Annotated in this window: 25 protein-coding genes and 1 tRNA gene; 6 read left to right on the forward strand and 20 right to left on the reverse strand. The window is 36.7% G+C overall.

Going from position 1 to position 26194, the window contains the following annotated elements; genetic code table 11:
* Window positions 1-32 precede the first annotated feature (32 nt).
* The 4 genes from TAGGR_RS06720 to TAGGR_RS06735 are packed head-to-tail and all read right to left on the reverse strand — an operon-like array spanning window position 33 to window position 6510.
* Window positions 33-2402 (reverse strand): heavy metal translocating P-type ATPase, encoded by a 2370-nt coding sequence (locus tag TAGGR_RS06720; RefSeq protein WP_059176605.1) that lies wholly within the window; start codon window positions 2400-2402, stop codon window positions 33-35.
* The gene (rlmB, locus tag TAGGR_RS06725) at window positions 2399-3139 is read right to left on the reverse strand and encodes a 23S rRNA (guanosine(2251)-2'-O)-methyltransferase RlmB (protein ID WP_059176606.1); all 741 of its coding nucleotides are present in this window, start codon (window positions 3137-3139) and stop codon (window positions 2399-2401) included. Before rlmB ends, TAGGR_RS06720 begins: the two co-directional genes overlap by 4 nt.
* On the reverse strand, window positions 3121-4581 hold the full coding sequence (gene cysS, locus TAGGR_RS06730) for a cysteine--tRNA ligase (protein WP_059176607.1): 1461 nt from the start codon (window positions 4579-4581) through the stop codon (window positions 3121-3123). The genes rlmB and cysS overlap by 19 nt, the downstream gene beginning before the upstream one ends.
* Before the next feature lie 33 nt (window positions 4582-4614).
* Entirely contained in the window at window positions 4615-6510 is a 1896-nt protein-coding gene (locus TAGGR_RS06735) for an ASKHA domain-containing protein (RefSeq protein WP_059176608.1), read from the reverse strand.
* Window positions 6511-6527: 17 nt separating this feature from the next.
* Between TAGGR_RS06735 and TAGGR_RS06740 the strand changes: the two genes are divergently transcribed.
* Complete coding sequence (locus TAGGR_RS06740; RefSeq protein ID WP_059176609.1) at window positions 6528-7400, forward strand: glycosyltransferase family 9 protein; 873 nt, start codon at window positions 6528-6530, stop codon at window positions 7398-7400.
* Here TAGGR_RS06740 and TAGGR_RS06745 read toward each other — a convergent pair.
* Window positions 7329-8024: a SapC family protein gene (locus tag TAGGR_RS06745; RefSeq protein ID WP_059176610.1), complete on the reverse strand. Its 696-nt coding sequence runs from the start codon at window positions 8022-8024 to the stop codon at window positions 7329-7331. The two genes, TAGGR_RS06740 and TAGGR_RS06745, sit on opposite strands and share 72 nt — an antisense overlap.
* A 113-nt stretch (window positions 8025-8137) precedes the next feature.
* Between TAGGR_RS06745 and TAGGR_RS06750 the strand changes: the two genes are divergently transcribed.
* Both TAGGR_RS06750 and TAGGR_RS06755 read left to right on the forward strand, forming a co-directional pair.
* Window positions 8138-9214, forward strand: coding sequence for a 3-methyl-2-oxobutanoate dehydrogenase subunit VorB (locus TAGGR_RS06750; protein WP_059176611.1), 1077 nt, complete (start codon window positions 8138-8140; stop codon window positions 9212-9214).
* A gap of 3 nt (window positions 9215-9217) precedes the next feature.
* Window positions 9218-10252 carry a mechanosensitive ion channel family protein gene (locus TAGGR_RS06755; RefSeq protein WP_059176612.1) on the forward strand — a complete coding sequence of 345 codons (1035 nt, stop codon included), beginning with the start codon at window positions 9218-9220 and terminating at the stop codon, window positions 10250-10252.
* On the opposite strand, the gene xerD is transcribed toward TAGGR_RS06755, so the two are convergent.
* Together xerD and TAGGR_RS06765 are read right to left on the reverse strand one after the other, a co-directional pair.
* Entirely contained in the window at window positions 10245-11129 is an 885-nt protein-coding gene (gene xerD, locus TAGGR_RS06760) for a site-specific tyrosine recombinase XerD (protein WP_059176613.1), read from the reverse strand. The two genes, TAGGR_RS06755 and xerD, sit on opposite strands and share 8 nt — an antisense overlap.
* Window positions 11095-11901, reverse strand: coding sequence for a ribonuclease H-like domain-containing protein (locus TAGGR_RS06765; RefSeq protein ID WP_059176614.1), 807 nt, complete (start codon window positions 11899-11901; stop codon window positions 11095-11097). Before TAGGR_RS06765 ends, xerD begins: the two co-directional genes overlap by 35 nt.
* Before the next feature lie 119 nt (window positions 11902-12020).
* Here TAGGR_RS06765 and TAGGR_RS06770 point away from each other — a divergent pair, with 119 nt between their 5' ends.
* The gene (locus TAGGR_RS06770; protein WP_059176615.1) at window positions 12021-12866 is read left to right on the forward strand and encodes a M23 family metallopeptidase; all 846 of its coding nucleotides are present in this window, start codon (window positions 12021-12023) and stop codon (window positions 12864-12866) included.
* Entirely contained in the window at window positions 12856-13212 is a 357-nt protein-coding gene (locus TAGGR_RS06775; RefSeq protein ID WP_059176616.1) for a bactofilin family protein, read from the forward strand. Before TAGGR_RS06770 ends, TAGGR_RS06775 begins: the two co-directional genes overlap by 11 nt.
* A 27-nt stretch (window positions 13213-13239) precedes the next feature.
* Here the strand turns inward: TAGGR_RS06775 and glgB are convergent, their stop codons facing one another.
* The 6 genes from glgB to mnmL all read right to left on the reverse strand — a co-directional run bounded on the left by glgB (window position 13240) and on the right by mnmL (window position 19699).
* On the reverse strand, window positions 13240-15144 hold the full coding sequence (gene glgB / locus TAGGR_RS06780; protein WP_059176617.1) for a 1,4-alpha-glucan branching protein GlgB: 1905 nt from the start codon (window positions 15142-15144) through the stop codon (window positions 13240-13242).
* A complete protein-coding gene (locus TAGGR_RS06785) occupies window positions 15137-16345 on the reverse strand; it encodes a cation:proton antiporter (RefSeq protein ID WP_059176618.1) in 1209 nt (402 codons plus the stop codon). The genes glgB and TAGGR_RS06785 overlap by 8 nt, the downstream gene beginning before the upstream one ends.
* A gap of 154 nt (window positions 16346-16499) precedes the next feature.
* Window positions 16500-16643: a hypothetical protein gene (locus TAGGR_RS10660; protein WP_161936192.1), complete on the reverse strand. Its 144-nt coding sequence runs from the start codon at window positions 16641-16643 to the stop codon at window positions 16500-16502.
* Window positions 16640-17293 carry a LysE family translocator gene (locus tag TAGGR_RS06790; RefSeq protein ID WP_059176619.1) on the reverse strand — a complete coding sequence of 218 codons (654 nt, stop codon included), beginning with the start codon at window positions 17291-17293 and terminating at the stop codon, window positions 16640-16642. Before TAGGR_RS06790 ends, TAGGR_RS10660 begins: the two co-directional genes overlap by 4 nt.
* A complete protein-coding gene (locus tag TAGGR_RS06795) occupies window positions 17293-18816 on the reverse strand; it encodes a YifB family Mg chelatase-like AAA ATPase (protein WP_059176620.1) in 1524 nt (507 codons plus the stop codon). Before TAGGR_RS06795 ends, TAGGR_RS06790 begins: the two co-directional genes overlap by 1 nt.
* A complete protein-coding gene (gene mnmL, locus TAGGR_RS06800; protein WP_059176621.1) occupies window positions 18761-19699 on the reverse strand; it encodes a tRNA modification radical SAM protein MnmL/YtqA in 939 nt (312 codons plus the stop codon). The genes TAGGR_RS06795 and mnmL overlap by 56 nt, the downstream gene beginning before the upstream one ends.
* A 90-nt stretch (window positions 19700-19789) precedes the next feature.
* Between mnmL and TAGGR_RS06805 the strand changes: the two genes are divergently transcribed.
* Window positions 19790-19871: transfer RNA gene (locus TAGGR_RS06805), tRNA-Leu, on the forward strand.
* Window positions 19872-19959: 88 nt separating this feature from the next.
* Here TAGGR_RS06805 and TAGGR_RS10665 read toward each other — a convergent pair.
* The 7 genes from TAGGR_RS10665 to TAGGR_RS06835 all read right to left on the reverse strand — a co-directional run bounded on the left by TAGGR_RS10665 (window position 19960) and on the right by TAGGR_RS06835 (window position 26192).
* Entirely contained in the window at window positions 19960-20106 is a 147-nt protein-coding gene (locus tag TAGGR_RS10665) for a hypothetical protein (RefSeq protein WP_082673603.1), read from the reverse strand.
* Window positions 20107-20199: 93 nt separating this feature from the next.
* A complete protein-coding gene (locus TAGGR_RS06810) occupies window positions 20200-20628 on the reverse strand; it encodes a DUF2703 domain-containing protein (RefSeq protein ID WP_236698922.1) in 429 nt (142 codons plus the stop codon).
* Between the two features lie 7 nt (window positions 20629-20635).
* The gene (locus tag TAGGR_RS06815) at window positions 20636-21376 is read right to left on the reverse strand and encodes a sulfite exporter TauE/SafE family protein (protein ID WP_059176622.1); all 741 of its coding nucleotides are present in this window, start codon (window positions 21374-21376) and stop codon (window positions 20636-20638) included.
* A 271-nt stretch (window positions 21377-21647) separates the two neighbouring features.
* Window positions 21648-23615 (reverse strand): acetate--CoA ligase, encoded by a 1968-nt coding sequence (acs, locus tag TAGGR_RS06820; RefSeq protein ID WP_059176623.1) that lies wholly within the window; start codon window positions 23613-23615, stop codon window positions 21648-21650.
* Window positions 23616-23650: 35 nt separating this feature from the next.
* Window positions 23651-25189 (reverse strand): cation/acetate symporter ActP, encoded by a 1539-nt coding sequence (actP, locus tag TAGGR_RS06825; protein ID WP_059176624.1) that lies wholly within the window; start codon window positions 25187-25189, stop codon window positions 23651-23653.
* Window positions 25189-25485, reverse strand: a complete 297-nt coding sequence (locus TAGGR_RS06830) for a DUF485 domain-containing protein (RefSeq protein WP_059176625.1) — start codon at window positions 25483-25485, stop codon at window positions 25189-25191. The genes actP and TAGGR_RS06830 overlap by 1 nt, the downstream gene beginning before the upstream one ends.
* 14 nt (window positions 25486-25499) lie before the next feature.
* A complete protein-coding gene (locus TAGGR_RS06835) occupies window positions 25500-26192 on the reverse strand; it encodes a 3'-5' exonuclease (RefSeq protein ID WP_059176626.1) in 693 nt (230 codons plus the stop codon).
* Window positions 26193-26194 lie beyond the last annotated feature (2 nt).

Consider the following 26194-nt stretch of genomic DNA (forward strand, 5'->3'; position numbering starts at 1 on the left):
ATAAATTTTTTCTTACCTTTATTGTCAATTCTCTAAATTTTTCTTCTCTTCAATCTAAGCGAATTACTTACAACGGACACTGAACTCAGGGACATGGCAAGAGAGGCTATCATTGGATTAAGAAGTGGTCCACCCAATAAATACAAAACTCCTGCTGCTATCGGAATGCCAATTATGTTATAGATGAAAGCCCAGAAGAGGTTTTCTTTGATAGTTTTTAAGGTGAGTTTGCTCAATTTTATCAAAGATGGCACACCTTTTAAGCCACCTTTCATAAGTGTTACATCTGCTGTATGTATTGCTATATCTGTTCCACTTCCCATTGCAATACCTATGTTTGCCTCTGCAAGAGCTGGAGCATCGTTTATTCCATCTCCTATCATGCCAACGATTTTTCTCTCTTCAACTCTATATTTTCTCACTATTTTTGCCTTTTCATTGGGAAGAACTCCTGCGAAGTATTGTTTTATTCCTAATTTTTCAGCAATTGCTCTGGCTGTCAGTGGATTATCTCCTGTAAGAATGGTTATTTCAATACCCATTTTTTTGAGTTCCTCTATTGTTTCGGGTGTCTCTTGTCTTATTGGATCGATGATGTAAAAAACTGCCTGCACCTTACCATCAATTGAGGCATAAACAGTGGTAGCTATATCGGAAAATATTTCTGGTAAGTTAATTTTATTCTTTTCTATTAATTTGCCGCTTCCAATTAATATATCTCTTTCAATGCCCTGTGAATCTCTTACCTTTGCTCTCACGCCACCTCCTGCAATTACCTGAAACTGCACTGGCTCCTCCAGATTAACTCCCTCTCTCATGCAGTGTCTTAAAATTGCTCTTGCAAGAGGATGTTCAGAGTATTTTTCAGCACTGCCTACAAGTCTTAAAACTTCCTTTTCAGGCATATCAAAGTATTGAACCCTGTTAACTTCAGGTTTTCCCTGAGTCAGTGTGCCTGTTTTATCTGTAAAAAGAATCTCTATCCTGTTTAGTTCTTCAAGTTTTTCCACATTTCTTAAAAGAATTCCCTCCCTGGCAGCTCTTCCTGTAGCAACCATTATTGCTGTTGGTGTTGCAAGTCCCAAAGCACAGGGGCAGGCAATGATTAATACAGCGATGGCATTTGAAAGAGCAATTGAAAGATTTCCGCCGAAAATCATCCACAGTAAAAAGGTTAATACTGCTATAGTTAGAACTGTAGGAACAAATATTGCCGAGATTTTATCTGCAAGCCTCTGAACAGGTGGTTTTCCTGTCTGTGCCTCCTGAATCAGTTTAATAATCTGACTGAGCAGCGATTCTTTTCCTACTGCCCTTGCCTCAATCCTTACAAATCCTGAAAGAACTATTGTGCCACCTATTACTCTGTCTCCTGATGTTTTATCAACCGGGATTGGTTCTCCTGTTATCATTGACTCATCTATTGAGCATGTACCATCAATAATAACACCATCAACAGGGATTTTTTCTGACTGCCTGACAATCACTATATCACCAATCTTTACCTCATCAATTGGTATCTCCATCTCCCTGCCATCTCTAAATACCAGTGCAGTCTTTGGTTGCATCTGAATAAGCCTTTGAATTGCATCAGATGTTTTTGCCTTTGCTCTTTCTTCAAGAGTCCTTCCAAAAAGTATTAGGGTAATTATAACTGCAGAGGTTTCAAAGTAAAAGTGACTGCCTTCATGTCCGAAAAGTAGCATTGCAAGGCTGTAAAAATAGGCTGCATTTGTTCCAAGACTGACAAGACTGTTCATATTTGCCTGCCCATGCTTGAGGGCAGTGAATGCAAGCCTGTGAAATCTCCATCCTGTAATAAATTGAACAGGAGTGGTAAGCACAAGCTGAACAAAACCCTCTCGCAGAAAAGGTATATGAAACATGCTTCCAAGAAAAACAGGCAGTGTAAAGATAAAACTTATAATAAGGTCTCTTTTAAGCTTTTCAAACTCTCTCTTTTTTTCTTCAAAGGCAGATACAGTATCAGCAATCTTCTTTGCCTTTATACTAAGATTTTTTAGAGCGGACAGTATCTTAGCCTCATCAATGATTGTAGGAATATATGATAAAACAGCATTTTTACTAACCACATCAGTTTTTACCTCTATGATTCCTTCAGTTTGAGATAGTTTTTCTTCAATAAGTCTTGCAGTATCACTGTCAAGCTCGGTTATCTGTAAATAAAGACTGGTCTTTCCTATGTCATATCCTGTTGCTCTTACAATGCTTATTAATCTGTGAATATCAACCCTATCGCTTACCTCAATCTTTGCTTTTTCAGTGAGAAGATTTACCTCTGCATCAATGACTCCTTCAACCTTTTTTAGAGCTCTACCTACAGCCTGAGCACAGGCAGCACATGTCATTCCTTTGATAGGGATTTCAACGGTTTTCGTCATAAACTCTTTCTTTGTCTTAAAACTTCAAAGGCAATTATGCTAACAGAGTTAGAAACATTCAGGGAGTTTACTTTTCCTTTCATTGGAATTTTTACGATTTCATCACACAAAGAAAGCACTGTCTGCCTTATTCCTTTTCCTTCAGAGCCAACTACCAGAGCTGTAGGACATCTGAAATCGCATTCCCAGAAAACATCCTCGCCCTGAGCTTCAGCACCGTAGATTTTAATATCATGCTCTTTAAGAGTTCTGATTGCGTATTTGATGTTGTTAATTTCTACAAGATTAACATGCCAGAGAGCTCCGGCAGAGGCTTTCCATGCAGAAGGGACAACTCCTACAGAGCGTCGCTCCTGATAAACTACTGCATGAATACCCGCAGCATCAGCCACTCTGCAAATGCTTCCAAAATTTTGAGGGTCTTCAACCAGATCAAGAATTAAGAAAAAGGCAGGTTCCTGTTTTTGTGATGGTATCTTAAGAGCTTCCTCAAGGGTGATAGTTCTTTTCGGTTTAACTCTGGCAACTATTCCCTGATGAACTCCCTTTGCATTTTTTTCAATAAAGCTTTCATCCACTAATTTAACAGGGATTGAGTTTTTCTCAGCAAGCTCAATTATTTCTTTAAGCTTTGAGACTCTGTTTTTCGATATGTAAATTTCCTTTAAAGCTTCCGGTATCTTGAAAGCTTCACGGACAGGATTTACGCCATAGATAATTATACTTTTACTTTCCATATTGTTCTTTCAGGTTTATCCTCAAGAATAATTCCTTTTGAGAGAAGTTCCTGCCTGATGCTATCAGCTTTTTGCCAATCTTTGTTTTTTCTTGCCTGAGTTCTTTCATCAATCAATCTGTTGATATCTTCCTCTGTAATCTCTATTTTTTTAGTTTTAAGCAAATCACGATACCACTGTATCGGCGTGCGTTGAAAAAGATTTAAAATACTGCCGAGTTTCTGGATTGTTTCTTTTGAAGTAAAAAGCAAATTCAGCTCTTCTTTGCTCGATGGCTTTTTATCCATAAAGCGATTAAGTTCTTTAACGAATTCGAATATTATTCCTAATGCTTTTGCTGTATTGAAGTCATCATCCATTGCTTTTTCAAACTCTGGTCTGAGGCTTTTAAGTTCTGAACTGATTTTGCTCAAATCTAAACTGCTCTTGTCTTTTGGCTCAACTTTTTCAAAATCTTCAATTCTCATTATTGTGCTATAAACTCTATCAAGAGTTGCTTCAGCTTCTTTAAGATACTCATGGGAAAACTCTATGGGGCTGCGGTAATGACTGGAAAGAAGAAAAAGCCTCAGAGCTTCAGCATCGTAAAGCTCAAGCAGATCCCTGATGTTGAGAACATTTCCAAGTGATTTTGACATCTTTTCTTTGTTTATTGTAACAAAGCCATTATGAATCCAGTATTTGGCAAAGGGTTTACCGGTAAATGCCTCAGACTGGGCAATCTCATTTTCGTGATGGGGAAATATTAAGTCCGCACCACCACCATGAATGTCAAAGGTTTCACCGAGATATTTTATTGACATGGCAGAACATTCTATGTGCCATCCAGGTCTTCCTTTGCCCCAGGGTGAATCCCACCAGGGTTCACCCGGTTTTGATGCTTTCCATAGAGCAAAATCAAGGGGACTTTTTTTCCTTTCATCTACCTCAACTCTTGCACCGCTCATCAATTCATCAATCTTTTTCTTTGAAAGTTTTCCGTACTGCGGAAACTTTTCAACTGAAAAATAAACACTCTTTGCCTCACCTTCATCTACTTCATAGGCATATCCTTTTTCAACTAATTTTTGAATTATCTCTATCATCTCTTTTATGTGTTCTGTTGCCTTTGGCTCTATGTCAGCTCTTAATATTCCAAGACGATCCATATCTTTGTAGTATTCTTCAGTATATTTCTCAGCAACTTCCTTCCAGCTTAATCCTTCTTTATTTGCTCTGTTTATGATTTTGTCATCAATATCAGTAAAATTTCTCACAAATGTGACTTCATAGCCTTTGTATCTTAAATATCTAACAATTACATCAAAAACAACAGCACTTCTTGCATGACCAATGTGGCAGAGGTCATAAACAGTAACTCCACAGGCATAAATACCAACTTGCCTGTTATTAAGAGGTTCAAACTCTTCAACTCTGCCAGTTAGAGTATTAAAAACTTTCATCCTTTCCTCCAGCACTTAGTTTATTGCCTAATTTTAACTTAATTCCTTAAATCTTTCCCAATCAGTGTGGGGTAAAAAGAGCGCTGAAACATATTCATCCATAAATCTCTTTGACCTTGAAAGATCAATGTATGTCATCTTTTTAGCAATCTCCTCTGCAGTTTCTCTTAGTTGTCTGCTTAAGAGACACAAAATAGCGCCTGTCAGGGAAGTGTTACCTAAAAATACGAATCTTTCCTCAGCAAGATTTGGAAGCATACCTATTTTTACAGCCTTTTTCACATCAAGAAACTCTCCAAATCCTCCTGCAATATAAACTTTTTTTAATTCTTTTTCCTGTATCCCCAGCTCTTCAAGAAGAGTTGAAATCCCAGCATAAATAGCAGCCTTTGCTCTTATAATGTTGTCAATATCTGATTGGGTTATGTAGCAATCCGAAGAAATAACGAATCTTATCTCCTCATCCTCTTCTTTGAACCCTGAACCTTGAATCGCCCGAAGGGCGGTTGAATCACCCGCAGGGTTGCGGGCGGTTGAATCGCCGTAAGGCGGTTGCACTTTGAACTTTATATGTTTGGACTTATCAACAATTAGCTTTCCTTTCTGATCAACAACTCCGCTCATGAAAAGTTCTGATAAAATATCTATCATCCCACTTCCGCATATTCCTCTTGGAGGCACATTACCTATAACTTTAAATTCAAAACTATCGTTTTCCCGTTGATATCTAAAAACCTCTACTGCTCCCTCAGTTGCTCTCATTCCACAGCTTATTCCACTTCCTTCAAAACATGGTCCTGCAGATGTTGATGCTGTAACAAGAAAATCTCTATTACCAACCACAATTTCACCATTTGTTCCTATGTCAATAAACAAAGATAACTCTTCATTTTCATAAAGCCCTGATGCAAGCACTCCTGCAACAATATCTCCTCCTACATAACCAGCAACAGAGGGAATTGTGTATACAGGTATCTGCGAATCTGCTGAAAGTCTGGCATCAGAAACTCTCCATACTGGATAATGATTCAGTGTAGGGATGTAAGGCTCCTGCCTTATATACTTTGGATTAATTCCCCAGAAAAGATGACACATTGTAGTATTGCCAGACAGTGTAACATAATAAATTCTGCCTTCTTTATTCCTCATTGAAACAGTATTTAAGAGAGCATTTATATCGTCAACAATACACTTTCTTAAAATATTAAGTCCTTCAGGTTTTTCCTCTGCATAAACAATTCTCGTAATTACATCATCTCCGTAATTAATCTGAGAGTTATAACATGTAGCAACATCAACAATTCTTCCTTCTTCAAGATCCACCAAAGCCAGTGCTACTGTAGTAGTTCCAATATCTACAGCAACTCCGTAGATCTTTTTTGAATCTGAGACAAAGTCGATAATTTCATCATCTGTTATGGCTAAACTGACATGCCAGTTGTTTTGTCTTAAAAAATCTGAAAGTTGACAGGCAAGTTTCCTTGATATTGATAAATCTTTGCCAGCTGCCTGTTTTAGTCTTTCAAAGTCTGCCTGAGAATCAATATCAGGTGGTTGTATTTTTAAGTTTACTCTTTTTACCAATGGATTAAGCTCAATGGTTTTGAATATCTTTTCTATAATTTTTTCATTTGCAAGGGCTATTCTTTCAGAAACTGTGATTAACTGATGTGGCAATTCAATGAAGATGTCGCTTTGAGGAAAACTCTGGCAGGCAAGAACAAAACCTTCAGATTTTTCATTTTCTGATATACCAAAGAAGGAAGTTGATTTTACTTTTCCCTCTAAAATTTTAATCTTACACCTTCCACAACTTCCTTTTCCACCACAGGATGCAGGAACATATACTGAATGATTCTGTAAAATCTGAAGAAGGCTTTCATCTTTTCCTTCAAAGACTTCACCACGATTTGTTCTTATTTTATACATGATTTTAAAATTATATCATGAAAGCTCTTGTTTATCGCATGGGAGGATTGGGAGACAGTCTTCTTGTCTATCCGGTGCTTGAGATTCTAACAAATAAGGGATATGAACTAACTGTCTGGGGAAATCCTGAATACTTCAAGCTCGCGGTGAGGGCTGGTTTCTGTAAAAGGGTAATATTTTATCAACCAAAAGAAGATTTTGATTTGAAAATAGTTTTTTCAAAAAACAGAGAACTTCTCAACAGTAATAGCTCAATCCATATTAATCCAATTCCTGAAGAGAAAATCTGGGTAGTGGATTACTATTTGAAAAAACTTGGACTTGAAAATGAAAAGTTTTCTAAAACTCTTCCATTAGCCCATCAGCCTTCGGCGATTCAAGGTTCAAAGTTCAAGGTTCAAGATGGAAAGTTATGCATTGTTCATCCGGGCAGTGGTTCAAAAAAGAAAAATACTGATTTGACTTTTTTCTTTGAGTTAGAAAAATTTTTAAAAAAATCGGGCTTTGATGTTCTCTATATTGTCGGACCAGCAGAAGTAGAATTCACAAATATATTCAAAAACTCAGTTTACATTGAAGACTCTCTGGAAATTGCAAATACTCTTCTTAAAGCAAATCTTTATATCGGACTTGACAGCGGAGTAAGTCATCTAAGTAGCTATCTCGGAGTTCCTTCAATTATTATCTTCGGACCAACAGACCCTGAAGTGTGGCATCCAATTGGTGAGAATTATATAATAATTCGTTATGAAGGCTGCAAACCCTGTTTTCCTAATGTATGTGAAGATAGAAGATGCCTAAACCCGGATTTTTTAATCTCAGAGTTCTGCAAATATGTCAAAAAGCTTGAAGTTTCTCAAGCTCAAATAATGGGCATAAAGAATCAATAGATAACCTTTTGAGTTGATATTATAGAGTTTTTCAGGTAGAATTTTTGATAAATTCTCAACATTTGCCATTAACATATTGCGAAACTGCATTTTCCCAAGCTTTGTATCGACATCAAGGTCAAACTGTTTCAACAATCCAAGCTCAAGAAGTTCTTTTGAACACTCCTCTGCATCATGAAAATCTCTTGCAAGTTCTGTAAGTCCCTGCTTAATTTTTGAGAAAAACTCTGTATCACTGCCTTCATCATCAAAGATTCTCTCTCCGTAATCGGAGGAGTAAACCTCATCAAAAATAATGGTGTATTCATCACCTTCTTTAAAAACTCCGAAAGGATAATGTTTACAAACATTTGGCACTACATCAACCTTCCATGTTCCGTCTTTCTTTAAATATACGTTTTTGCCATTAATCCCTGTAACAGCAAATGGAAAAACTTCTCTATCCTGAGTGCCGAACATGACAGGATAATACATGGTGGCAGATAAAATCTCTGAGTAAGTAAGAGGAACCACTTCAACATCTGCCATATATGAATAGTTTTCAGGCATTTTTACTTTTAGATCTCTATGAACCGTACTGTCTAATGCAACAGCTTTTTTGAATGCCTTCATTATTGCTTTCATTTTGACCTCCTTGCAAAAAGTTTCTAAATTATAGCATAAAACTTTTCTTGACAGTGTATTTTATAAACGAGTATAAAATATAATATTGTTAAAACACTTTGAAAGGAGTTCCTATGAATAAAGTTCTGATGAAAGGAAACGAAGCTGTAGCAGAGGCTGCAATTAAGGCTGGTTTAAAATTTTATGCAGGATATCCAATTACCCCTCAAAATGAAATTCCAGAATACTTATCAAAAAGACTACCAGAGGTAGGAGGGGTATTTATTCAGGCTGAAAGCGAGATTGCAGCGGCAAACATGATTTATGGTGCATCTGCCTGCGGCGTAAGAGTAATGACTTCTTCAAGTTCACCCGGTATTAGCTTAAAACAAGAGGCAATATCATATATGGCTTCAGCAGAACTGCCTGCAGTTATTGTTAATATGATGCGTGGTGGACCAGGGCTTGGCAATATTTCAGGAAGTCAGGCAGACTACTTTCAGGCAGTAAAAGGTGGCGGGCATGGAGATTACAGGCTTCTTGTTTACGCACCTTTCAGTGTTCAGGAACTCTGGGACTACACAATACTTGCCTTTGAAAAAGCTGATGAATGGAGAAATCCTGTTATGATTCTTGGAGATGGTGTTATTGCACAGATGATGGAACCTGTAATACCAAAAGTTCCTGAGTTAAAATTCTTTGATAAAACTTCATGGGCGTTAACAGGTGCAAAAGGAAGACCTTCGAGATTTATAAGAACTCTTTTAATGGCTGAGGGAGAGCTTGAAAAACATAACTGGAAACTTCAGGAAAAGTATCAGAGATGGAAAGAAAAGGAAGTTAGGTATGAGACTTACTTTCTTGATGACGCAGAGGTTGTGGTTGTAGCCTTTGGTTCTGCTGCAAGAATCACTCTCTCTGCAATCAGAAGACTGAGACAGGAAGGTTTAAAAATCGGACTTCTAAGACCTATAACTCTTTTTCCATTTCCTGAAGAGCCAGTAAGACAGCTTGCTCAGGAAATAGAGAGATTTATTGTTGTTGAGTTCAATGTAGGGCAGATGGTTGAAGATGTAAAGCTTGCAGTAAATGGAATGGCAGAAGTTTATCTCTACGGAAGACCTGGAGGAAGCATAGTAACAGCAGAAGATGTCTATGATGCTCTTGCTAAATATACAGTTAGTGAAAAAGTTTATGTAACTGTAAAATAACTCATGAATATTGAAAAACTAGCGATTTCCTCTGCTGTAGTATTAGCTTCAGCAGGGGTTTTACTGTTTGCAAGATTTTTTCTGTTTAAAATACTTCATCAGTGGGCTAAAAGGACAAAAACAGGCATAGATGATGTAATAATCAACACAATCAAGCTTCCTTCCATATTTTGGTGCATTGGAATAGCCCTTTACATTGGAATTGAAAGCTCAGAAATTCCCTCAAAGTATACTTTGTATGTAATTAAAGCAATTCATGTTCTGATAATTCTATCAATCACTGTAGCTGCTGCCAATCTCGTTAACAGACTCTTTATTCAGTATGTGGAACGTTCAACTGTTTCTGTTCAATCAACAGGTCTTTTAAATACAATAATAAAAGGTGCTGTTTATTTAATCGGTTTTATAATAATTCTTAACATCTTCGGTATTTCTATTGCACCCTTGATAACCGCACTTGGTATAGGAGGTCTTGCGGTTGCTCTGGCACTTAAAGACACCCTTGAAAATCTCTTTGCTGGAATACACATCATGGCAGAAAAAACAATAAGAGTTGGAGATTTCGTTCGTCTTGAGACAGGACAGGAAGGATATGTAGAGGATATCTCGTGGAGAACAACAAGAATACGGATGCTTCCAAATAACATGATAATAATACCAAACAGCAAGCTTGCCCAGAGCATTGTGGTAAACTACTTTCTTCCTGAAAAAAGAATGTCTCTGCAGATTCCTATAAGTGTAAGCTATTCAGCAGACCCTGAAAAGGTTGAGAAATTATTACTTGAAGAAGTTAAAAAAGCTGTTGAAGAAATCCCAGGTCTGCTAAGGGAACCTGAACCCATGGTAAGATTTATCCCTGGTTTTGGGGAAAGTTCCCTTGATTTTACCCTCGTTTGTCATATTGAGGATATATCCTATCAGTTTCCCATACAGCATGAACTAAGAAAAAGAATATTTAAACGCTTTCAAGAAGAAGGCATTGAAATACCCTTCCCTCAGAGAGTTGTCTGGCTTAAAAATGAAAGTTCATCTACTTAGCTCTTGGGTGGTGTTTAAGATACTCTTTGCGAAGCCTGTCCATTGAAACTTTGGTATAAATCTGTGTGGTAGAGATGTCACTGTGTCCAAGCATTTTCTGTAATGACCTTAAATCTGCACCGCCTTCAAGAAGATGTGTTGCAAAGCTATGCCTAATCATATGAGGTGTTACATTCACTCCAGCAATCTTTCCCATCGCTTTTAGATTTTGCCAGAATCTCTGCCTTGTCATTGCCTGCCCACGATTGTTGAGGAAAACATAATCTGAGGCATTTCTTTTGAGAAGCTTTGGTCTTAGTTCTACAAGATACTTTTTAAGCTTTTCCATTGAACGATGAGCTATGGGAACAACTCTTTCTTTGTCTCCCTTACCTCTGACTCTTATAAATCCTGCTTCAAAATTTATATCGCTCAACTTTAAATTGACAAGTTCACTAACCCTTAATCCCGAAGCATACATTAACTCGAGCATAGTAATATCTCTTAAATAGTACTTGCTTTCAAGCATTACTGAAAGAAGCTTTTTTACCTCATCAAGTTCAAGAGCCTTTGGAAGTCTCAGCCACAGCTTTGGAGATTTGAGTCCTTCTGTTGGGTCATGTTTTATTAAATCTTCAATAATCAAGAATCGGAAAAACTGCTTTAAAGAAGATATATTTCTTGCAATGGAGGAAGAATTGAAACCTTTTTCTTTTAATTCTAAAAGATAGTGTAATATGTCGTCCTTTTTACATTCGAGAATCAATATATTTTGCTCCTCAATCCATCTTAAAAAGCCTTTCAAATCACTTTCATAAGATTTTACTGTATTTATAGACAGGGCTTTTTCAGTAAGGCAGTAGTTAAGAAACCTTTTGAGAAGTTCTCTTTGTTCCATTATCCATAAACTCTTCAATGCCTACCTGTGAACGCAACATCTCATAAAAAATCTTTCCAAGTTGAAATAAATTCTCTGTGTCTGCCCGATTATAAGAAATTAATTTTTCAAGACTCTCAATGCTTCCATTTAAATAAGCCTTCCATAGTTTTACAGCATCATATCCGTTAAGTCCTTTAAGTTCATCATCTCTCTCAATTAAAAATAAGGTTTCAAGCTTTTTAAGTCCACCCTGAATTCCAAGTCTTTTCCCTGCAAAAAAAAGATCGAAATGGGGGAGGTGTTCTATCCTCAAATTGGGGAATTCTTTTTTAAGAAAGGGGATATCAAAAATGCATCCATAGAAGGTAATTAAATACTTATGTTCATCAAGAATTTGCTGAAGCGATTCTTCAGTGAGATTTTCTCCTTTAACTAAAGCTTTGTATCCTTTTATTGAGTACAATCCTACAACTGTTATATATCCACCTTTTTCTGGAGTTAATCCATTGGTTTCTATATCAAGGCATAAAGCGTCATTTAAAAATTCCTCAAATAGTCTCCAGTGCTCTCTTTTTTTCAGTTTTTCAGCAAAGAAGTAGCAATTTTTAGAGGCTAATGCATCACAGGCTCTATATAGAAATTCGTCGTAAACCCTTTTTTTATCGTAATCTATATCAAGAACCTCTTTACTTTGGAAAAAATCCTCCCATGTAAGAATCCCCTCTCCCCACAGTCTCTTTTCTCTTTTTTCACCTATTCCATCAAGAAGTATAAATGTGTTTCTAATCATGTTTTTATTATATTAATCTTACAGAAATTTAAACAAGTTCTTGAGATAAAAAAACTTGAATATTGATTAGAAATTTGAAATAATAATTTATCCAATGGGTAAAGTAAGGAGGTGGAGAAGTGTATAAAGTAAGAAAACTTATTTTAAAACTTTTTTCTCCTGTCACAATCATGTTTATACCCCATGGAAGAACAAAGGTTTATGGTGTAAAACTTCCTTTTTTATCAATTTTTCTACTTATTTCTTTAACATTTGCTTTTAATGTTTATGTTTTATCAAAAGCTGTTAACACAATTGAATATTATCGAATGAAGCAAGAGTTTTCATATATAATGACCAAGTTTAATGAACTTAAATCTACAATTGTTACTTTAAAACATGCTGAAGCAGAGCTTAGCAGAATTTTTTCTTTGAAATCAAAAAAGGAAATTCTTGAATCTTTAACTTTTAATCCATCAGGTGACATTAATATAGAAGAACTAAAAAAAATTAGTGAAAAAGCCATAGAATCAGTAAGCGAAATAAAAAGTTTTCTATCACAACAACATGACATATATAGATCAACACCTCTTGGCTGGCCTGTTAATGGAGAAATAACATCTTATTTTGGGAAAAGAGAGCATCCAAAATACGGATATGAAGAACTCCACACAGGCATTGATATTTCAGTACCCTCTGGTACAGAAATCAAAGCAACAGCAGATGGAATAGTGGTTTTTTCAGGATATCAGGCTCGTAATGGAAATGTGGTAATGATAAAACATGGTTACGGTTTTACCACTGTTTATGCCCATAATAAACAAAATCTCGTAACAGTAGGGCAAAGAGTAAAAAGGGGAGAGATAATAGCTATTTCAGGAAATACTGGTTCAACTACAGGACCTCATCTGCATTATGAAGTATGGAAAAATAACTCGCCTGTTAATCCCTTATCCTATCTTAAGGAGGACCCTAATGTTTTTTAAAAAACAACAAAAGATGGAAACAGTAATCGGAGCAGAAACTTTTATAAATGGAGAGATCACATCAAATAGTGGTTTAAGAATTGACGGGACAGTAGAGGGTACAATAAGAGCAGATTGGATTTCAGTGGGAGATTCAGGAAAAATTACAGGGAAGATCACATGTAGAGGAATAGTGATAGGTGGAAATGTAAATGGAATTATAAATGCTTCAGAGATAATTACAATAACTCACAAGGGCAGTGTAACAGGCGAAATCTATACTCTCAAACTCTCAATTGAAGAGGGAGGGAAATTTGAGGGAAAATCATGTATTCAACTTTCAACAAATTCACAGGAAGGAAAATAATTTATAATAATTATGAATTACAGATTATTACTTTTGCCTTTTTAAAAAAAGAATGCCCAAAGGAGGCAATGTTAAATTTAAAGAATATGCTCTTCCATGCATAGGTATATCATCTGCATAAACTCCACCCATGTTTCCACAGTTGCTTCCGCCATAGAGCTCTGAATCACTGTTAAAAATCTCTTTCCAGAAACCTCTCACAGGAACACCTACACGGTAATTAAGTCTTGGCACCGGAGTAAAATTACATACTATTAAAATTGTATCATCAGGATTTTTAGTTTTTCTTAAAAAACTTATAATGCTCTGGTCTGCGTCACTGAAATCAATCCATTCAAAACCTGATGGGTCAAAGTCAAGTTCATAAAGGGCTGGCTCATTTTTGTAAAGATTGTTTAAATCTTTCACCAACCTTTGAATACCCTGATGATGAGGATAGTTTAGAAGATGCCAGTGCAAGCTCTCTTCGTGATACCACTCATTCCATTGAGCAAACTCTCCTCCCATAAAGAGAAGTTTTTTACCAGGATGGGCATACATGTATCCATAAAGAAGCCTTAGATTAGCAAATTTCTGCCAGTAATCACCGGGCATTTTGTTTATCAAAGCCCCTTTTCCATAAACAACTTCATCATGGGAAAGAGGCAAAACATAATTCTCACTGAAAGCATACCAGATGCTGAAAGTAAGTTGATTGTGATGATATTTTCTGTAAATTGGATCTCTTGAAAAATAAAATAGGGTGTCATGCATCCAGCCCATATTCCACTTCATGCCAAATCCCAATCCACCAAGATAAGTAGGCCGGGTAACAAGGGGCCATGCAGTAGATTCCTCAGCAATGGTTTGTGTATCAGGAAATTTTTCGTAAACTGTTTCATTAAGCCTTCTTATGAATTCTATTGCCTCCAGGTTTTCCTTGCCTCCATATTTATTGGGAATCCACTCTCCGGGCTGTCTTCCATAATCAAGATAAAGCATTGAAGCAACCGCATCCACTCTTAATCCATCGACATGATACTTTTCAAGCCAGAATACTGCTGAACTTATAAGAAAGTTTCTGATCTCATTTCTCCCATGATTGAAAATATAACTGTGCCAATGAGGATGATATCCTTTTTTTGGATCCTGATGCTCATAAAGATATGTTCCATCAAAGAAGCTGAGTCCATGTCCATCATCAGGAAAATGAGAGGGTACCCAGTCAAGAATTACACCAATGCCATTTTGATGAAGCCTGTCAATCAAATACATAAAATCCTGAGGTGTTCCGTATCTGCTTGTAGGTGCAAAATATCCTGTTACCTGATATCCCCAGGAACCATAAAAAGGATGCTCCATAACTGGAAGGAATTCCACATGAGTGAATCCCATCTCTTTTACATATTCAGGCAACCAATAAGCAAGTTCTCTGTATGAAAGAGGTCTGTTTCCTTCTTCAGGAACTCTCCTCCACGAGCCAAGATGAACTTCATATATTGATATGGGTGAATAAAGAGAGTTGCTTTTAGCTCTGTTTTTCATCCACTCTTCATCATTCCACTGATACTCAAGATCCCAGACTATTGATGCTGTCTTAGGTGGTGTCTCCCAAAGGAAAGCATAGGGATCACCTTTTTCTAAATGATAACCATATTTTGAAATTATGTAGTATTTGTACTTTGTTCCTTTCTCAACACCTGGGATAAAACCTTCCCATATGCCAGAGCCATCCCATCTTATCCCAAGAGGATGTGAGAGTTTCCATCTATTAAAATCACCTATAACATAAACCTGCTCTGCATTTGGTGCCCATACGGCAAAGTAAGTTCCCCTCTGACCATCAACTTCTATGATATGAGCACCAAGCTTATCATAGGCATTGAAATGATTCCCCTCTTTAAAAAGATAAATATCAAAATCAGTAAAAAGACTTACATCATGCCTAACCATAGCTGTCTCCTCCTTTCTCTTTTAAAAGAGTTTTCAACACAATAGGAGAAAGCAGAGTAGTAAGGGCAACCACAAATATAATAACTGCATAAAGAGTGCTATCATAAACTCCGCTTATTCTACCAAATTCGGCAAAAATGAGACCCACTTCACCTCTTGGAAGCATAGAAAATCCCACGCTTAATTTTTCCTTCTTTGTTCCTTTGATAAATAAACCAGCCAATAATTTCGTTGTAAGAGCAACCAGGAACAAAACAGCACTTAAAAGCCAGAAATTCAAGGAAGAGAAATCTATTGCTTTCAGATTAAGCTGTAGTCCCACATAAACAAAAAATATGGGAGTAAAAAGCCATATTAATGGATTCAAGGATTCTTCAATTTTATGAATAATCTGTCTGTCTGCCTGAAAGGCTGCTGCAAAAGGAATTGTAAACCTTCTTGAAAAAGCTATCCCAGCTGTGAAAGCACCGAGTATTTCAGGAGACCCTATCTCATGGGCAGCAAAGGCAAACAGCAGAATTATGGCAACAACAACAGGAGGAACAAAATCAAGGGTATTTAGCCGTCTTGAAAGAGTACTTATAAAATAAGCAAAAAATTTACCTATTATAGGAGCAAACAAAAAGAAAGTTCCAATATAGAGTATTAGAAGCAATGTAGCATTAACATTGATTTCCTGAGTTTTTGAAAACTCAAAAAGCGCAGCAAGAACGACAACACCAAATATATCATCAAGCACTGCTGCACCAAGCACAATTTGAGCGAATCGCTCTCTCATTTTTCCAAGATCTTCAAGCACTCTTACAGTAATACCAATGCTTGTGGCAGTAAGAGTTCCCCCTATGAAAAGAGAGGTTATTACCGGGAAATTAAAAACATAGTAGGAGACAAGAAATCCAGCAACCATAGGAGCTAATGCACCTGTTATTGCAACGGCTGCAGCAGAAAAACCGACTTCTTTTAGTTGTTTTAAATCAGCTTCAAGTCCAATATGGAAAAGAAGAAGTATTATCCCTAGTTCTGCAAGAAGTCTCATTACATCGTTGAGAGGTATTATTCCAAGGACACTTTGTCCGAGCAATACTCCTACGAATATCTCCCCAAGAACAGATGGAATTCCAAATTTTGCAAAGATGTCGCCTGTAAGTCTTGCAAAAAAGAGCAAAATAGCAAGATAGAGAAAAATAAGATGCAAATCCATATGAAATTATAACATTTTAAGCAAATGCACCTAAAATTGAAAGAAGAAGCATCATTCTTGCAGAGAGTCTTAGAGAGTCTGTCGGAACTCTGATTGAAACAGCACAGTCTGCTTCTTTTCCTTTCTCAATAATAAAAGAGGAATCGATATATATTTAAATCTGAAAACAGAATACTGTATTTTCAAGTCTGGTATATTCCTTTGTTTTGCCCGTTCTTCTCATTCTTGTGATAACAATGGCTTCGGGAGAAAAAATAAGAGGTTCAATCTTATCAAAAATTTCTCGCCACTTTATCATAAGTATAGTTTAAAAAAATATTTTACCCTCTCAATCCCTTTCCAGATGAAGTAAAAGGAAAAGCCTATAAGGATTAAGGCACAGAAAAAGACTATTTTTCTGTAAAGGCTGTCATTGAGAATTTTCTTGCCTTTATGCACTCCCAATGAAACACCTGAATACCAGGCTAAATCTCCAAGAATATGTCCTGTGAAAAATGCCACAATTCCTAATATGCCAATTTCCATTGATTGAACCAGATATCCAAGTCCTATTGTTGCCCACCAGAAAGACCAGTAAGGGTTTGCCAGACTTAACAAAATTCCTGATAAAAAAAGAGAGCCCTTTGCCTGCCTGTTAAATTCATTTTGCAGGCTAAGTTTTGGCAGTGAACGAAACATTGAAAGCCCCATAAAAAATAAAAATATACCACCAACCAGTGCAACAGCAATAAAAGTTTCATTCATCTGTAAAAAACTTCCAAGACCAGAAACAATCAAAAGTAAAAGAGAAAGCTCAAGAACTCCATGACCTGCTACCAAAACAGGTCCTGTAATCCAGCCTCTACGAGGTGTTTCTGATACTGTTACTGCAAAAAGAGGTCCTGGCATCATTGCACCTGATAGAGCTATGATAAAGGATGAAATTCCAATAAAAAGGACTTTAAACATTAAAAACTTAACCTTTCAAGACTGCGATACTGAATTGCCTCTGCTATATGGGAGGCTTTGATGTTTTCAGAGCCTTCAAGGTCAGCTATTGTCCTTGCAACTTTAATTATCTTTGAGTGCGCCCTTGCAGACAAGCCCAATTTTTCCATAGCAGACTGTAGCAGGCTGTGGCAGTCCTCATCAATTTTGCAGAATTTTTTTAAATGCTTCGTTTTCATGTGAGCATTGCAGTATATTCCTTCGTCCTTAAATCTTTTTAACTGAATCTGTCTTGCTCTTATCACTCTCTCACGAACAATTTTTGAGCTTTCTGATGGTGTATCATCTTTGAGTTCCTGATAGTTAACTCTTGGAACTTCAATATGTATGTCAATCCTGTCAAGAAGAGGACCTGATACCCTTGAACGATAACGAATTATCATCTGGGGTGTACAGGTGCAGGGTTTAAGACTGTCTCCAGAATGTCCGCAAGGACATGGGTTCATTGCTGCAACCAGCAAAAATCTTGAAGGAAATTGAACTGTAGCATAACTGCGAGCAACTGTTACAAAGCCGTCTTCAAGAGGTTGTCTAAGCACCTCTAAAACATTTCTTTTAAACTCAGGTAGTTCATCAAGAAAAAGCACTCCATTATGAGCAAGTGATACTTCACCGGGTTTAGGAATCTGTCCACCACCTATCAAACTTACATCACTGGATGAGTGATGGGGGCTACGAAATGGGCGACTGGTAATAAGTCCTTTCCCATCAGGAAGCAGTCCTGCCACACTGTATATCTTTGTTGTCTCTATTGCCTCATCAACTGTCATGGGGGGAAGTATCCCTGGAAGCCTACGGGCAAGCATACTTTTACCACTTCCCGGTGGTCCAATGAATAAAATATTGTGTCCACCTGCTGCAGATATCTCAAGTGCTCTTTTTGCCTGAAACTGTCCTTTTACATCTGCAAGGTCTTCATAGATGCTGGATTCAGAACAATCAATCTCCGAAGTAAATGGCTTAATATTCTTCTGTCCTCTAAGAAACTCTACCACCTCTGATAAATCTTCCACAGCATAAACTTCCACACCTTTTACAACAGCTGCTTCAGAAGCATTTTTCATGGGAACAATTAATTTTTTTACTCCCAGTTCATTAAGCTTTGAAGCAATACAGAGTGTCCCTTTTACAGGTCTAAGTCTGCCTTCAAGTGCGAGTTCTCCAACAATTAAAAAATCCTTGAGAACATCTTTGGGAATATGCCCTTCTGCAGCCAAGATTCCTACAGCAATGGGAAGGTCAAAGGAAGAGCCCTCTTTTTTTAGGTCTGCTGGAGCAAGATTTACTGTAATCTGCTTGATGGGAAAGGGAAATCCTGTGTTTTTAAAAGCAGCTTTTATTCTATCCCGAGACTCTTTAACTGCTGTGTCTGGAAGTCCCACAATATTAAAATGAGGCAGCCCTCTTTGAGCTATGTCAACCTCTACATCAACAGCATAGGGCTCTATGCCTATTAAATGAGCACTTTGAACCCTGGCGAGCATTTCTCTCCTCAAGCCTTTTATTTATGTCATTCAAAATCTGCTGTTTTGAGCGGTTCCATTTAGGGGCAATTAAAATCTCATCAGGTGAGGTTGCAAAAAGTCTCTGAATTACAATATCTGGACTGAGTCTCTCAAGAAAATCTACCACAAAATCAAGATACTCTTCATACTCAAAAACCTTAAAAGGCTCTCTCTCATATATACGGGCAAGAACAGTATCTTTTACAACCTGAAGTTGATGAATCTTCAGAAACTTTATGGGATGGCGATTTATCTCATCTGCCATTGCAAGGGATTCTTCACGAGTTTCAGTTGGAAGTCCAACTATGATGTGTGCTCCAACTAAAATGCCCCTTTCATGTGTATCATAAACAGCCTTAAGAAAAGTGGAATAGTCATGCCCTCTTTTAATAAACTTAAGAGATTTGTCATATATTGATTGTAACCCATACTCAATAATTATTAAATGAGTTTTTGATAAATCTCGTAAAAGTTCAAGTTTTTCCTCATCAACACAATCAGGCCTTGTTCCTATAGCAAGACCGATAACCTCTGGGAAAGAAAGAGCCTCTCTGTAAAGCTTTTCAAGTTTTTCTACTGGCGCATAAGTATTCGTATAGGGCTGAAAATAAACAAGAAAAGCCTCTGCTTTATATCTTTTTTTAACATGCTCTATTCCTCTTGAAATCTGCTCTGTTAAAGAGATTTCTGGGACACAGCTTGGAGGTCTGAATGATGCATTGTTGCAGTAAATACATCCACCATAACCAAGAGTGCCGTCTCTATTCGGGCATGTGAACCCGGCGTCCACATTTACTTTATAGACTTTTTTCCCAAAAATTTCTTTAAGATATTCTCCAAAAGAATAATAACGCTTTATCATAGTTTTTTCTAATACATTTAAGTGCTTTTAGTCAAATACTTCTACAAAGAGCTTGAAACAAATTTATGGTTCTTGCTATTATTAAAAATAGCCGAAGTGGTGGAACTGGTAGACACGCACGTTTGAGGGGCGTGTGGGGAAACCCGTGCGGGTTCGAGTCCCGCCTTCGGCATTCTGTACTACCAAATTCGGACAAAGTTCTGGCAAAATCAAGTTCGTAACAAGAGCAAACTTAAAAGGTACTTCAATCAGTGGACCGATTACAGTAGCAAGAGCAACAGGAGGATTGAAAGCATCTGAACAATTGAATTAAAAGCAACAAGTATTATTGCAAGTGGACCATTTCCTCCTGCAAGATAGGTAAAAACAATTACCATTGCAATACATGGTGCAAATCTATTTTCCAATTGCAATTCCAATAATCATGCTAACAATAACGAAAAAAGGTAGAAGTTTAAAATTATGCAGTTTTTCAAGAAATTTTCTCATAAACTCCTCCATTACTTAAAATTCAAAACTTTAACTTTTCTTTCGCCTGAAATCAGTTCAGATGCTGCAAGCAGACAGGCTTTAATTATTAAATTTTCAGGGACAGATTCATAAATTGTTCCATTAAACTGAACTGTTCTGCAGTCATTATCTCCACAAACACTACAACATTTAGATTGCCCTGCCTCTGCACCAAGCCATTCCTCAAGAGGTTTATCATTGATTAATATAAGATTGGAACTTAAAGGATTTTTACTGAACTCCGATTTATTTAACTCGTACTTTTTCAGTATAACCTCTATATTTAAGACTTTTAAAGCTTCTTTTAGTTTTTTGAAAGCCTTTTCAATTTCCTTTTCTGTTTCTGAGCATCGTGGACAGGTAGTATTATTTTCAACAAGTCTTTGCCATTTGATTATAAGTTTTTCATTTTTCATCATCTTTTTCTCAATTCATAAATAGCGTATAAATTTTGTATCCTGTAACAACAAGAATTAAAATTGCAAATATCTGTTTTACCTGTGAACCGGGGACAAACCTGCTCGTTGTTCTTGCACCAAAGAAGGAAAATAAAGCTCCAACAACTACTAAAGCAATGGTTAGAGAGAAATTCCACTGAGCTGTGCTTAAATGGGGTATTAAAGCAGAAAATGAAGGAGGGCAAACTGCAAAGGAATTTATTCCTGCAGCTTTCTTGGGTTCAAAGCCTGCAATAATAAGTGTTGGCATAAGCAGAAAACCAGGTCCCACTCCAAGAAAGCCAGCAAGTATTGAAATAGGTATTGCTAACAGAGCTGCAAGCTTGAAATTTTCAACATTATGAGAACTCTTTACAGGTTTAAAAAGTCTATAGGCAAGATAAAATACCGAGATAAAATAAATAATCCATACATATTTTTGATTGATAAATTGAACAATGTATGCACCGATAGGAGCAGAAACTGTTGTAATGACCGACAGAAGTATTGCTTTTTTCCAGTCAATAAAGCCACTTCTTGCAAAACCAAATGAAGAAAGCAAAGCTGTAACACCATTTAGCAAAAGACTTAAAGGTTGAACCTGATGAACTAAATCTTGCATGAAAAAGCCTAGAAATGGAATGGCAGCAAAGGCTACACCAAGCCCGAGCATACCTGAGATAAAAGATAGAATAGAAAGCCCAAAAATTATAATAATGCTCTCTTGCATAAAAAAATTTTATATAATTATAAAAAAAATTTCAATAGAAGCCCAAAAATTTTTACGAAAAAAATTGAAAATCAGGTAATAGCCATGAATTGGTATATAAATCATTAGTAGACATACATCTGAAGTCTACAAGGCACATCATCTATTTTGCGCTTATACGATACTTTCCAATAAAGGGAAATTTAAACATAGAAAAATTTTTTGATAACTGATGAAAGTTTTATTTAAGGGGGATGAATAGGGTTTATCATCCCCCTTAAATGTTATTTTATTATTTTCTTCCTGAAACAAGCTCTTCAACTACAGATGGATCAGCAAGAGTTGAAGTGTCACCAAGATCTTCTAAAGCACCTGAGGCAATTTTTCTTAAAATTCTTCTCATTATCTTACCACTTCTTGTCTTTGGAAGTCCTCCAGCAAACTGTATTTTATCAGGTGTTGCAATAGGACCTATCATCTGTCTTATATGAGAGATTAGTAATTTCTCTAAATCTTTGGAAGGCTCATATCCTTCCTTTAAAACAACATAAACATAGATACCTTCACCCTTAATATCATGAGGGAAACCAACAACCGCTGCCTTTGCAACTGCAGGATGAGCTACAAGAGCTGATTCAACCTCTGCTGTTCCGATTCTGTGTCCAGAGACATTTATAACATCATCAATTCTTCCCATTAACCAGTAATCACCGTCTTCATCCACTCTTGCCCCATCACCTGTAAAGTATTTTCCAGGGAAACGAGAAAAGTAAACTTCCTTAATTCTTTTGTTTTCTGGATCTCCCCATGTTCCTCTTAACATTCCGGGCCAGGGTTTTTCGATAACAAGGTATCCTCCCTCATTTACTCCTGCAGGAGAACCATCTTCTTTAAGAACTTTCGGAACAACTCCAAAGAAAGGTTTTGTTGCAGAACCTGGTTTTAATGTCATTGCTCCCGGCAAAGGAGTGATCATAAATCCACCTGTTTCTGTCTGCCACCATGTATCAACTATTGGACAGCGTTCTCTGCCTACATGCTTGTAATACCAAATCCATGCCTCAGGATTAATTGGTTCACCAACTGTACCAAGAATTCTAAGACTTGAAAGATCATATTTATAGGGCCATTTTTCTCCTTCTCTCATTAGTGCTCTTATGGCAGTTGGAGCTGTATAAAAAATATTAACTCTGTGTTTTTCAACTATTTCCCAGAATCTTCCAGGATTTGGATATGTTGGAACTCCTTCAAACATCAAAGAAGTAGCACCAGCGCTAAGAGGTCCATAAACTATATAACTGTGACCTGTTACCCATCCTATATCTGCTGTGCAGAAAAATATTTCCTCAGGTTTGTAATCAAATACCAATTTAAATGTCAAATTTACATAAACCATGTATCCACCAGTTGTGTGAAGCACTCCCTTTGGCTTTCCTGTTGAGCCTGATGTGTAGAGAATGAACAGTGGGTCTTCGGCATCCATTACCTCTGGCTCACAATAATTGCTTATCTCTGGATCACTCATAAGATCGTGCCACCAGAAATCTCTTTCAGGATCCATATCAACAAAATTGGGAGTTCTTTTTACAACTATTACTTTTTCAACAGATGGAGCTCCATCTAAAGCCTGGTCAGCATTTGCTTTTAATGGTACAAGCCTACCACCTCTTACTCCCTGATTTGCTGTAATAAGTAGCTTTGCACCACAGTCATTTATTCTGTCTCTAAGGGATTGAGCTGAAAAGCCAGCAAATACAACACTATGAATTGCACCTATTCTTGCACAGGCAAGAAGGGTTATGGGAAGTTCAGGGATCATGGGTAGATAGACAGCAACTCTATCGCCCTTTTTAATACCGAGCTTTTTTAAGACATTGGCAAATCGATTTACTTCTCTATAGAGTTGCCAGTACGTATATGTTCTAACTTCACCATCATCTGCTTCCCATATCAATGCTGCTTTATTACCTAAGGTGGCAAGATTTCGATCAAGGCAGTTATAAGATGCATTAAGTTTTCCACCTATAAACCACTTTATATAGGGTTTATTGAAATCATAATCTAAGACTTTTTCCCACTTTTTATACCATGTAATGTTCTTTTCTGCAATCTCACCCCAAAAACCTTCAGGGTCTTCTACAGAACGCTTATACATTTCTTCATATTCAGCCATGCTTTTGATATAGGCTTTCTCAGAAATCTCCTTTGGTGGAGGGAATACCCTCTGTTCTTTTAGTAATACATCAATTCCCTGTGTCATAGTTTTACCTCCTTTTTTTCTATTGATTTTAACATTTATTCAGCACCAATACCAACATAGGATCTTATTTTTTCAGATTCAAACTTTTCTTCTGCTTCCTTTTCTCTTGTAAGCAATGAAGTTACAATCCCTGCTATAAAAGAACCAAAAAATGAGATTATTCCGGGATTTTTCAAAGGGAATATGGCTTGAGGATTCTTAAATATATCAACCCACACAGTAGGACTTAAAATTATTAAAACAACGCTTAAAATAAGTCCTGTATATATGCTCGCCAATGCTCCCTGTGTAGTAAATTTTTTCCAGAATATGGACATAAAAAGAGCAGGAAAATTGGCTGATGCAGCAACTGCAAAGGCTAAACCAACCATAAATGCAACATTTTGCCCCTTAAATACGATTCCAAGAATTATTGCAAGTAATCCAAGACAAAGAGTAGATATTTTAGCTGCTTTTACCTCTTGCTTTTCATCTGCCTTTCCTCTTTTAACAACTCCCACATAAATATCGTGTGAAACAGCAGATGCACCAGCTAAAGTTAATCCTGCAACAACTGCTAAGATGGTTGCAAAGGCAACCGCTGCTAAAAATCCTAAAAATATCTCACCACCAAGGGCTTCAGCAAGCAGAGGTGCTGCCATATTACCACCCTTGTCAATTTTACTTATTATCTCATGACCTACAAGAGCTGCAGCACCAAATCCAATTGTAAATGTAAGTATATAAAAATATCCTATAAAGCCTGTTGCATAAAATACAGATTTTCTTGCTTCTTTTGCATCGGGCACAGTATAAAATCTCATAAGTATATGAGGTAGTCCCGCAGTTCCAAACATTAAGGCAAGTCCTAAGGAGATTGCATCAATAGGATTCTTTATTAAACCACCTGGCTGAACAAATTTGTCACCATACTTTGAGGTAACACTTGAAAAAAGTTCAATATAATTAAAGCCAAATTTATAAAGTGTAAGAAAAACTAAAATTGTTGCACCACCAAGAAGAAGACAGGCTTTTATAATTTGAACCCATGTTGTTGCAAGCATTCCGCCGAATAGAACATAGGCTATCATAAGGCATCCTACTATAATTATTGCTACTTCATAGGGAAGTCCGAACATAAGTTTTATTAACGAGCCTGCACCAACCATCTGAGCAATAAGATAAAACAAAACAGTAATTAAAGCGCCTGTTGCTGCAGCTGTTCTGATTGGTCTTTGCTTTAGTCTGTATGCAACAACATCTGCAAAGGTATATTTACCAAGATTTCTTAATGGCTCTGCAATTAAAAACATAACTATAGGCCATCCAACAAGCCATCCAACTGCGTAAATTAGTCCATCATAACCTTTAAGTGACACCAGACCGGCAATTCCTAAAAAGCTTGCTGCAGACATATAGTCTCCTGCAAGGGCAAGTCCATTCTGCAGTCCTGTTATACTTCTTCCAGCTGCATAAAACTCTGCTGTTGTTCTAGTTCTTTTAGCTGCCCAATATGTTATATAAAGTGTTGCTGCCACAAAAAGTAGAAAGAAAAATATACCTGTTAATGTTGGTTGTCCTAAAACTGTTTGCATCACTCTCCTCCTATTTTTTCTCTAATTTGCGAAACCTTTTCATCGTAAACTTTGTTTGACCATGCTACATAAATTCCAGTAAAAACCCAGCTTAAAACAATTACGCCTATGCCGAGGGGTATGCCTACAGTTACAGGACCGAAAATTTTCTGCCCTAGAAATTCTTTGTTATAGGCGATTAGTAAAATAAAACCAAAATAGATAAACAATTCTAATACTGTTAGAATAAGAGAAATAGAATTCTTACTTTTTACAAGTCTCTTGAATTCTTCTGAATTTAAAATTTTTTCTTTCATATCAAACCTCCTTCTTAAAGTTGATAGGCTTCTTTTTTCATCATGTCTGTTAGGCTTTTTGTATGAATTGAGCCTATTTTTAATAGTTCACCGACGGTGAATATTTTAAACTCTCCAAGATAGGAGAGTAATTTTTGAAATATCTGCGCTGTAATAAAGGCATCTGAAAGAGCATCGTGTAGTTCTCTTGCCTCAACTCCCAGTGATAAAGCAATATCTTCAAGAGAATTTTTATTTTCAAAATGAGATGGTAAAACTCCCTTTTTGATAAGCCATTTGTAGATTAGTAGAGTATCTAAACCATCTGGATCAAAAGTTTCTCTCAGATTACTTCTAATTTCCTTCTTTAGAAAAACTAAGTCTACGTCAAGGCAATGTCCTACAAAAATGCAATTCTTAGAAAATCTCATAAATTCCCTGAGAATTGGTTCTATCCTTGGACATTTTTCAAGTTCAGAGGGTGTTATCTCATGAATCATGATACTTTCTTTTCTAAACTTATTTGTTGATGGGCTCACTGTTCTGTAAAAGACTTCTCCTATTTTTATAGTTTTACCTCTCATTTTTATTGCACCAATAGCTATGATATTGTCTTTAAATTCATTTAATCCTGTAAGCTCTGTGTCAACTATAACAAAATCTGTCTCACTGATTGGCTGTTCTAAAATCACTTTTTTTTCAATTCTTTTTCTGAACAATTTAATCATCG

This window comes from Thermodesulfovibrio aggregans (genome assembly GCF_001514535.1).
Classification (GTDB): Bacteria; Nitrospirota; Thermodesulfovibrionia; order Thermodesulfovibrionales; family Thermodesulfovibrionaceae; genus Thermodesulfovibrio; species Thermodesulfovibrio aggregans.

Bases quoted from the DNA above. Each gene is read 5' to 3' on its own strand.
- TAGGR_RS06755 (WP_059176612.1), top strand. From the start codon at position 9,218: ATGAATATTGAAAAACTAGCGATTTCCTCTGCTGTAGTATTAGCTTCA.
- acs (WP_059176623.1), bottom strand. From the start codon at position 23,615: ATGACACAGGGAATTGATGTATTACTAAAAGAACAGAGGGTATTCCCT.
- TAGGR_RS06790 (WP_059176619.1), bottom strand. From the start codon at position 17,293: ATGTTTAAAGTCCTTTTTATTGGAATTTCATCCTTTATCATAGCTCTA.
- TAGGR_RS06810 (WP_236698922.1), bottom strand. From the start codon at position 20,628: ATGATGAAAAATGAAAAACTTATAATCAAATGGCAAAGACTTGTTGAA.
- actP (WP_059176624.1), bottom strand. From the start codon at position 25,189: ATGCAAACAGTTTTAGGACAACCAACATTAACAGGTATATTTTTCTTT.
- xerD (WP_059176613.1), bottom strand. From the start codon at position 11,129: ATGGAACAAAGAGAACTTCTCAAAAGGTTTCTTAACTACTGCCTTACT.
- TAGGR_RS06785 (WP_059176618.1), bottom strand. From the start codon at position 16,345: ATGGATTTGCATCTTATTTTTCTCTATCTTGCTATTTTGCTCTTTTTT.
- cysS (WP_059176607.1), bottom strand. From the start codon at position 4,581: ATGAAAGTTTTTAATACTCTAACTGGCAGAGTTGAAGAGTTTGAACCT.
- glgB (WP_059176617.1), bottom strand. From the start codon at position 15,144: ATGGTTAGGCATGATGTAAGTCTTTTTACTGATTTTGATATTTATCTT.
- TAGGR_RS06720 (WP_059176605.1), bottom strand. From the start codon at position 2,402: ATGACGAAAACCGTTGAAATCCCTATCAAAGGAATGACATGTGCTGCC.
- TAGGR_RS06750 (WP_059176611.1), top strand. From the start codon at position 8,138: ATGAATAAAGTTCTGATGAAAGGAAACGAAGCTGTAGCAGAGGCTGCA.
- TAGGR_RS06735 (WP_059176608.1), bottom strand. From the start codon at position 6,510: ATGTATAAAATAAGAACAAATCGTGGTGAAGTCTTTGAAGGAAAAGAT.
- TAGGR_RS06740 (WP_059176609.1), top strand. From the start codon at position 6,528: ATGAAAGCTCTTGTTTATCGCATGGGAGGATTGGGAGACAGTCTTCTT.
- TAGGR_RS06795 (WP_059176620.1), bottom strand. From the start codon at position 18,816: ATGCTCGCCAGGGTTCAAAGTGCTCATTTAATAGGCATAGAGCCCTAT.
- TAGGR_RS06835 (WP_059176626.1), bottom strand. From the start codon at position 26,192: ATGATTAAATTGTTCAGAAAAAGAATTGAAAAAAAAGTGATTTTAGAA.
- rlmB (WP_059176606.1), bottom strand. From the start codon at position 3,139: ATGGAAAGTAAAAGTATAATTATCTATGGCGTAAATCCTGTCCGTGAA.
- TAGGR_RS06765 (WP_059176614.1), bottom strand. From the start codon at position 11,901: ATGATTAGAAACACATTTATACTTCTTGATGGAATAGGTGAAAAAAGA.
- TAGGR_RS06830 (WP_059176625.1), bottom strand. From the start codon at position 25,485: ATGAAAGAAAAAATTTTAAATTCAGAAGAATTCAAGAGACTTGTAAAA.
- TAGGR_RS10660 (WP_161936192.1), bottom strand. From the start codon at position 16,643: ATGATAAAGTGGCGAGAAATTTTTGATAAGATTGAACCTCTTATTTTT.
- TAGGR_RS06775 (WP_059176616.1), top strand. From the start codon at position 12,856: ATGTTTTTTAAAAAACAACAAAAGATGGAAACAGTAATCGGAGCAGAA.
- mnmL (WP_059176621.1), bottom strand. From the start codon at position 19,699: ATGATAAAGCGTTATTATTCTTTTGGAGAATATCTTAAAGAAATTTTT.
- TAGGR_RS06745 (WP_059176610.1), bottom strand. From the start codon at position 8,024: ATGAAAGCAATAATGAAGGCATTCAAAAAAGCTGTTGCATTAGACAGT.
- TAGGR_RS06815 (WP_059176622.1), bottom strand. From the start codon at position 21,376: ATGCAAGAGAGCATTATTATAATTTTTGGGCTTTCTATTCTATCTTTT.